The sequence below is a fragment of the Collimonas sp. genome, assembly GCF_039923675.1.
Lineage (GTDB): Bacteria > Pseudomonadota > Gammaproteobacteria > Burkholderiales > Burkholderiaceae_D > Collimonas.
The window spans coordinates 1-6,578 of sequence record NZ_JBDTCG010000024.1 but is presented as its reverse complement, the minus strand read 5'-3'; the positions used below and the strand labels follow the sequence as shown (position 1 = coordinate 6,578).

The following is a 6,578-nucleotide window of genomic DNA, read 5'->3' as shown; positions in this document are numbered from 1 at the left end:
GGAAGATCCACACGTGGCGCGTCAGCATGAAGCCGATATCCAGCTGCTGGAACGCGCGGCCCGCACCGTCACCGACTATGCGCTATGCATCAGCGATGCCGAATGCGGCGAGCGCTGGCTGAGCTTGCTGCAACAACGCGCTGCGCTGGCCAAGCGTTAATCGAGGCAGACAGCCGCCATCACTGATAGCTGACTGTAAAAGTCGCAGCGCCGTTGGCCTGCCCGGTGGTGATGGCGCCGGTAGTCTGGTAATACCTGGCAGTAAGCGGCACCACATACTGGATGTTGGCGGAAGGCCCGACCGTCGCCGCAGTGCCGAACTGGACCGGCTTGCTGTTTTTATCCAGGATCTGGATCCCCACGCCGGTCGCCACCCCCGTGCCCTGGGTCAGTTGCAATACCCCGGCCTTGTTCGAGGGATCCTGGGTCGCCGACAGGCTCAGCAAAATCGTGTTTTGTGCATTCTCGCCGCTCTGGCAATTGAGCTTGATATTGAATGGCTGGTTGCCTGCGGTCGTGTCGATGCCTTTAAAACTGCCTATCGAGACGGAGCCGAAATTCACCACCACGTTCTTCGATCCTGCATCGACCGTGCATGACGGTGTGATGATGGTGATACCGTTGCCGGACAAGATGGATGTGATCGCCGACTTGCCGTCGCCGTTACCGATATAGGTGGTATAGGTACCAGCGGCAAGTGGACCGTTACCGGTCTTGTCAGCGATCTTTAACAATTCGACCGTGAAATACGAAGGATTTTGAAATACCACGTTCGTGGTAGACGACCAGCTTAAAACATGCGGATAATACGTTTGCGGGGGAACGATACCGGTGATCTCGCGCGACAGTCGGATCCCCACGCCAGGAACTTGAGTTGTGTAAACATTGGTCGTACCAGCCACCAGATTACCCTGCAACATGCTACCTGTAGCTGTACCGCCACCATTGCAAGTCCATGCCGGCTCCGAAGCACCGTTGATCGGAATCGGAAAACGCTTGCTGGCAAAAGGAGTAACAAGACTGATTGGAGCGCCATTAGGTATGATCACCGTCCCCATGTCCATCTGGATGATTTTCTCGGTGGCGCCCGCCGGCCGCACGCAAGCTGCCTTCGCATCGCTGACAAAGAACAGTGACAGCAAGGCCAGCAGCCCCAGCGACACCAGCCATGCTAAAACGCCGCTCGCCCGGTCTGCGGTTGCTTTTGATATCTTCATGCCATTCCTCATTTGCCGGGCTTGCGGCGGATTCAACAATTAAACACACTGATATACGCTTGACGATCAACGTCCGGTAATGTCCATGCTATTGATATTCGATAGTGAAAGTCGCTGCACCATTGGCCGGACCAGTGGTGATCTTGGCTGCAGTCTGGTAGTAGCGCGCCGTGAACGGCACCACATACTGAATATCGGCAGACGGACCGACGGTAGCGGCTGTGCCGAACACTACCGGATTGCTGTTTTTATCCAGGATCTGGATCCCCACGCCGGTCGCCACGCCGGCGCCCTGCGTCAGTTGCGTCACACCGGGGCTGTTCGACGGATCCGCGGTTGCCGTCATGTTCAGCAAAATGGTATTCTGGGCGTTTTCGCCGCGCTGGCAATTGAGCTTGATGTTGAACGGCTGGCTACCGGCGGTCGAACCGACCCCTTTGAAGCTTCCTGTGGAAACGGAGCCGAAATTCACCATCACATTCTTCGATCCAGCGTCGACTGTGCACGAGGGCGTGATGATGGTGATGCCGTTGCCCGACAGGATCGAGGTGATGGCAGACTTGTTGTCGCCATTGCCTACATAGGTGGTATAGGTACCTGCCGCGAGCGGCCCATTGCCGGTCTTGGCGGCAATTTTGATTAGCTCGACGGTGAAATACGACGGGCTCCGGAATTCAGCGTTGCCATTGGGAACGTTGATGGTATGGGGATAATAGGTCTGCCCGATGCCGGTAATCTGGCGCGACAGCCTGATGCCTACCCCGGGTACCGCGGTGGTGTAAACATTGGGCATGCCGGCGACAGGCGTTCCTTGCAACATGCTGCCGGTCACGAAGCCGCCGCCACTGCATATCCATGAGGTTTCAGAAGCGCCCGCAATCGGGATAACAAATTGCTTGGTCGCAAAAGGCGTCATGCTAACCGGCGCGTTGTTTGGAATGATCACCGTCCCCATGTCCATACTGATGATTTTCTCGGTGGCGCCGGGCGGCCTCACACACGATGCGTGTGCGCTTGCCGCACTCAGCAACGCCATCGCAGAAAGCGCCATCAATGCCAGACCGCGTCTGACGCCGCCCAAAAAAATTCGCCGCATTTTCATTCGCATTGTCCATTCATCTCACGAATCGGCGCCGGATTTTTCTCGGCCGGCACCTGGTATTTGATGCTGCATTGTTCGGCCACACCCTGGCCCCACTTCACGCTCAGCACGTCGGTTTCCTTGGCGCCTGTGATGAAGGTCTGGCCTTCGCTGCCGACGATGCCCATCTGCTGCCCTTGCTCGTTCTCGACCTTGGCGCCGAACGGCAACGGTTTGCCATCCTTGTCGCTCAGGTTCAGCATGATGCGCAAGCCGACCGAAGTTTCGAATTTCGCCAGCACTACCGCACCGCGGGTCGGCACCACATCCATCGCCGCATTCTTGACCTCGACGTTGTCGCCCAGGTCCTCGGTACGCACCGCCAGGCGATTGATCCGGTACGGGCTCAGATTGGTCAGCACCGCGTTGCCGTGACTATCGGTACGTACCCCCGGATAGATTTCAAAGCCGACATTGGCAGCATCCGGCGCTTCCACCAGCGCCATGGTTTCACCCAAAGGCTGCGACAGAGTAACGCCACCGCCGTGCACCACCAGGCCGCCGGCTAGGCCTAGTGTGGTCTGGCCGTAACCGGAGCCCTGCGCACGACCGAAATCGAGCCGACCGTATTGCGCCAGATAGCTGGCGGAAGCGCTGCCGCTGTTGTCGCTCTGGTTCGAATGCGCGGCCGTGACGTTATAAGTCAGGCGGCCGTCTTCCAGGGTCGAACCGTAGACGCTGGCTTGCTGCGTCACTTCGCCGTTATTGCCCTTGGCCACGGTATACCGCGCATAGGAACGGCTGTCTCCCAACGGAATCGACAAGGTCATCATCAACTGCCGGTTCGACGGCCCGTAGATATTGCTGCTGTAGTTATAGAAAAAACTATAGTTGAGCTGCTTGTAGAAATTCGAATAGCCGACCTGTATCAGGCGTGTTTTTTGATCGGTGCCCCAGTAGCTTTGCTGCTGTGCCGAAGCGTAAGCGGTGCCGCCCTTGCTACCCAGCTGCTGCGCCAGTTCCAGCTGCAACTGGCTGCGGCGGTTGTTGAGTACCTGACCGGTTTGCAGGTCCTGCATTTGCGCTGCTTCCTGGAACGTGCGGAAACCGCCGGTGGAATAACGGTAACCGGCCATGCGTACACTGGTGCCGTAGTTTTCAAAAGATTTGGCGTACAGGAAACGTAGCGACTGGCCGTCATAACTCTGATTGAACGGGCCCTTGGTGTGAGCTTGCGACAAGTCCGCAGAGATCGCGCCGAAGTCGCGCAAGTTCTTGCCGACGCCGACCAGCGCGGATTGGTAGATATCCGAGGCGATCAGGCCGCCGTACACTGAGTATTCCTTGCCCAGGCCGCGTGCCAGCGTGCCCTGCACAAAATTAGGTTTGGCGCTGCCGGAGCCGCCAGTGAAGGCCGAATAGCCATTGCGGTACTGGCCGCCGGTCACGCTGTAACGCCAGACGCCTTCGCGCAACAGGGTCGGCACCGCAGAGAAGGCTTGGCGGAATTTGGTTTCACGGCCGTCGGCTTCTGTGATGGTCACCTCCAGGTCGCCGCTGGTGGCGGTCGGATACAAATCATCGAGCACAAACGGGCCGGGTGCAACGTAGGTGCTGTACACCACGAAACCGTTCTGGCGCACCGTAACGCGAGCATTGGTCTGCGCCACGCCCCGGATGGTTGGCGCATAGCCTTGCTGGCTATCAGGCAGCATGCCGTCATCGGAGGCCAGCTGGACGCCGCGGAACTGGAAGGCATCGAAGAAATTGCCGGGCGTGGTGCTGTCGCCGATGGTCAGCTGGCCTTTCAGCGAGGTGATATCGCGCTGCAGGTAGGAAGTCACCGACTGCCAATGGCCTTCGCCGTCAACGCCGCGATTGTAGGTCGAGAAGTTACGGAAGCGCCAGTCGCCCAGGTTGAAGCCGGCCCGCAGGCCGGCATACAAGGTATTACGCGCCTGCGTGGTGGTGGCATTGGGGTTAGCGTTGAAATCGGTAATGCTGTTATTGATCGTGTTACCGCCGTCATAGCGCGCTGCCGACAACTGGTAATCCAGCATGGCGACATTGATCCCTTTGTCCCACTTGTCGGGACTGATGGCACCGCGCGCCTGGCGCTTCATGGCGGCTTGCGGAATGCTGATCGTCAAGAGCAGTTTCTCGCCATTGTAGGAAACGCTGGAGCCGGGAATCGCCTTAGCCAGGTCGACGCATTGGTCGCCTGCCGCCATCAGGGCCGGAAACACTTCCACCTTGACGCCCCAGCCTTCCAGCATGGCGCGGGTAATGCAGGCCTGGGCACTCTTGTTGTTCGCAGCGTTGTCAGGATTATCGACGAAATTGACCTGGCTCTGCCCGACGCCGCTTTCATTGAGGCTGACGTCAACCAGATAGCTGCCGGGCATGACCCGATTGCCGAACGCGAACAGGGACAAGTCGGCGCGGCTTTGTTCGCCGCCGATATCCAGGAATTGCTCGTTGAATACCGAGCCGCCCTGGCCTTGTGCGTGCGCCACCTGCGCCAGCACGGCCAGCGTAATCGCTGATAGCGCCAGACGTACAGGTTTGCGTTGATGCGACAATTTGATCACAGCTATCCCTTCCTCTATTTCTGCCTTGCGCGGCAGACTGACTTGCCTTGACAGGATCTGATGTTTGCTACCTGAGAGATGACGACGACGACGTTACTTGCCTGCGGCCGGCACGGCTTCCGGAACGGCGGATCGTGGCAGCGTTGGCGCAGCAGCGCTGCCAACCGCCACCTTGGTCGTCACCTCCGGGGTTTCACCACCGTAGTCGTTGATCGTGGTGTAGTTGACATCGATCGCTTGCGGCGTGCTGATCGAAGTCAACGGAAAATCGCTGGCGCCGAAAGGCGGCACCATGCCAGCCTTGGTCTGTTCCTTGCCGCCGTTTATTTTGAAGCCGGTAAACGTGACGTTGTAGGCGCTCGGGTTGCTGACTCTGAGCGCAGCGCCTTTGCCGTTTTCGCCAGGTACAACGGAAAGCGTGGCCAGGCCGGATGCTTCGCCAGGTTTGCCGGCCAGGCCGACAGGCCGATAAAACACCTTGATACGAGTGCGCACAGCGACTTGCAGCACATTCGGCTGGTCCGCTTTTTCCGGGATTTCCTTGACGTTGAGCCAGAACACCGATTCGCGGTCGGCCGGCAAATCACCGCCGATGCGGACGATGCGCAAGATGTTTTGATCGCCCGGGTCCATCCGCGACAACGGTGGCGTCACCAGCAGCGGCGTCTTGTTCTTGCCTTCACCGGCATCGATCCAGGTTTGCACCACGTAAGGCGAAGTACCTGTGTTTTTCAGCGGAATCGACGCTTGCCGGTCCTTCTCGCCGAAGATCACGCGGGTGCCGCCCAGCTCGACGCTGGCGTTCGCAGACAGCGCGCTGAATGCCAACGCACAGGCAACTATGGCGGAAGTAATGAATCGTTTGTTCAACATGGAAAACCTCGCCTATCAAAATGTCCTATGCACAAATTTCTAAGCAAGCACTGGACGCTCTCACGTGCTTACAAATTGATGCATGGGCGTTGCGGGAAAATGATGGCTGGCCACCGCCACCGCAGTGGCAGGCCAGCCCATCCTCAAAACCCGGCCGTCTAAAGCGCCGGGTTGCTCATCTCGCCAGGTATGACGAAACGAGGTAATGCTGCTTGAGGATTATTGCGAAGCACGTCAATTACAGATAAGTAACAACGAACTGTGCTGTCGCGTTAGCAGGACCGGTAGTGACTGTAGGGCCGGTTGAAATGTAGGCTGCCTGGAAGTTCAGAGGATTGTCGCCCGTGCCCAGAACGTAAGTACCCGATGCCGAACCGAGAGGAATCTTGGTGCCGGCGGAGTCGCCCAGTTCAATTGCCACACCCTTTGCCGCAGTCACGCCAACCGCGCCGGCGTTAGCCAGGGCCAGGTCGTCGGTAACGTTCGCATCGGCTGTGCCGGTGAAAGTTACGGCTGCGCCAGTTTTAGGCAAACTCACGCATTGCAACAGGATCTGAAATTTCGATGGTGTGGATTTTTTGCCGGCAGCACCGTTCAGCGCTGACTGCGCCACAGTACCCATAGGTACGGTGATGTTTTGGCTGGACGGAGCGATCGAGCATGGCGAAGCGGTGATCTGGCCATTGAAATTCACCGTGCCGCCGTCAGCGAAGGCCGCTTGGGACAACAAACCTGCAGCAGCAACTGCAACCAACTTAGCGATAGTCATTTGTTTCATTTTTAACCCTCAGATATAAAGTAGATGTTCGATTCAAA

At 58.0% G+C, this 6,578-nt stretch carries 5 protein-coding genes and 1 pseudogene; 1 reads left to right on the top strand and 5 read right to left on the bottom strand.

Annotated elements, in window-relative coordinates; all coding sequences use genetic code 11:
* Nucleotides 1-160, top strand: a pseudogene (locus ABI171_RS06260) (methylglyoxal synthase); the annotation flags it as partial.
* A 19-nt stretch (nt 161-179) separates the two neighbouring features.
* On the opposite strand, the gene ABI171_RS06255 reads toward ABI171_RS06260, so the two are convergent.
* The 5 genes from ABI171_RS06255 to ABI171_RS06235 all read right to left on the bottom strand — a co-directional run bounded on the left by ABI171_RS06255 (nt 180) and on the right by ABI171_RS06235 (nt 6,531).
* The gene (locus tag ABI171_RS06255; RefSeq protein ID WP_348099246.1) at nt 180-1,217 is read right to left on the bottom strand and encodes a fimbrial protein; all 1,038 of its coding nucleotides are present in this window, start codon (nt 1,215-1,217) and stop codon (nt 180-182) included.
* 88 nt (nt 1,218-1,305) lie between these two features.
* Nucleotides 1,306-2,313, bottom strand: a complete 1,008-nt coding sequence (locus ABI171_RS06250; RefSeq protein ID WP_348099245.1) for a fimbrial protein — start codon at nt 2,311-2,313, stop codon at nt 1,306-1,308.
* Between the two features lie 2 nt (nt 2,314-2,315).
* The gene (locus ABI171_RS06245) at nt 2,316-4,889 is read right to left on the bottom strand and encodes a fimbria/pilus outer membrane usher protein (protein ID WP_348099244.1); all 2,574 of its coding nucleotides are present in this window, start codon (nt 4,887-4,889) and stop codon (nt 2,316-2,318) included.
* Nucleotides 4,890-4,982: 93 nt separating this feature from the next.
* Nucleotides 4,983-5,762 (bottom strand): molecular chaperone, encoded by a 780-nt coding sequence (locus ABI171_RS06240; RefSeq protein WP_348099243.1) that lies wholly within the window; start codon nt 5,760-5,762, stop codon nt 4,983-4,985.
* A 238-nt stretch (nt 5,763-6,000) separates the two neighbouring features.
* On the bottom strand, nt 6,001-6,531 hold the full coding sequence (locus tag ABI171_RS06235) for a fimbrial protein (protein WP_348099242.1): 531 nt from the start codon (nt 6,529-6,531) through the stop codon (nt 6,001-6,003).
* Nucleotides 6,532-6,578 lie beyond the last annotated feature (47 nt).

Coding starts and splice junctions, on each gene's coding strand:
- ABI171_RS06250 (WP_348099245.1), bottom strand. CDS start 2,313: ATGCGGCGAATTTTTTTGGGCGGCGTCAGACGCGGTCTGGCATTGATG.
- ABI171_RS06255 (WP_348099246.1), bottom strand. CDS start 1,217: ATGAAGATATCAAAAGCAACCGCAGACCGGGCGAGCGGCGTTTTAGCA.
- ABI171_RS06240 (WP_348099243.1), bottom strand. CDS start 5,762: ATGTTGAACAAACGATTCATTACTTCCGCCATAGTTGCCTGTGCGTTG.
- ABI171_RS06235 (WP_348099242.1), bottom strand. CDS start 6,531: ATGACTATCGCTAAGTTGGTTGCAGTTGCTGCTGCAGGTTTGTTGTCC.